General features: G+C 77.5%; 1 protein-coding gene and 1 pseudogene. Both read left to right on the top strand.

The window, feature by feature from the left end:
- Window positions 1–869: NAD(P)/FAD-dependent oxidoreductase (locus A5700_RS20705; RefSeq protein ID WP_068204971.1), on the top strand; the 869-nt coding region annotated here is incomplete at its 5' end.
- Between the two features lie 58 nt (window positions 870–927).
- A pseudogene (locus A5700_RS26255) lies at window positions 928–1096 on the top strand (aminodeoxychorismate synthase component I); the annotation flags it as partial.

Raw genomic sequence — 1096 nt, 5'->3', positions numbered from 1 at the left:
TCGGCAGCACCGGCGCCACCGCGTCGGGCGTGCCCGGCTTCGCCGAGTACGCGTACTCGATCGCCGACCTGGACAGCGCGCGGCGGCTGCGCTACGCGCTCGCCGACCTGCCGGCCGACGCGCCGGTGGCCGTGGTCGGCGCCGGGCTCACCGGCATCGAGGCCGCGGCCGAGCTGGCCGAAGGCGGCCGCCCGGTGACGCTGATCTGCGGCCCGCGGCTGGGCCCGTCGCTGAGCGAGCGGGGCCACCGCACGGTGGCCAAGCGGCTGCGCAGGCTCGGCGTCGACGTGCGCGAAGCCGTCGCGGCGGCCGAGGTGCGCCGCGACGAGGTGGTGCTCAGCGACGGCGCCGTGGTGCCCAGCGCCGCCACGGTGTGGACGGCCGGGTTCACCGTGCCGGACCTGGCCGCACGCAGCGGGCTGCGCACCGACCGGCTGGGACGGCTGCTCACCGACGAGACCCTGACCAGCCTCGACGACCCGCGCATCGTCGCCGCCGGCGACGCCGCCGCGCCGTCGGGCCGGCCGCTGCGGATGAGCTGCCAGGCCGCCGAGCCGCTGGGCGCCCAGGCCGCCAACACCGTGTTGAGCCGCCTGGCGGGTGCCGAGCCGGCCGCATTGAGCCAGGCGTTCGTCGGGCAATGCATCAGCCTGGGCCGCACCGACGCCGCGCTGCAATTCGCCCACACCGACGACACGCCGGTCAACGTCGCGCTCGGCGGCCGGGCGGCCGCCGCGGTCAAGGAGGCGGTCTGCAAGGGCACCCTGTGGTCGATCCGGCGTGAGGCGGCCAAGCCCGGTTCCTACCGCTGGCTCAAGGGCGGCGGCCGGGCGGTGGCCGCACCGGCCGACGACCCGAGCCGGTTGTGACGCCTGGGCCGCCGGCCGCCGGGGTGGGAATCGGGCGCCGTTCTGTCAAGCTTGGGCGGTGCGTATCGAGCCGCTCGGCGACCTGGGCGCCGCACCAAGGGTGCTGCGCGCCGTCGGCGACGCCACCGCCCGGCTGGGGTTGCCGCCGCCGGCGGCGCTGACCGGCGAGTGGTTCGGTTCCCTGGCGGTGATCGCGCCCAGCGTGACGGTGCTGCCGGTGGACGCCG

Origin of the sequence: Mycobacterium sp. E1214 (genome assembly GCF_001666755.1) — a bacterium.
GTDB lineage: Bacteria > Actinomycetota > Actinomycetes > Mycobacteriales > Mycobacteriaceae > Mycobacterium.
The sequence above is the reverse complement of the archived record's forward strand: the minus strand, read 5'-3'. Positions and strand labels throughout refer to the sequence as shown.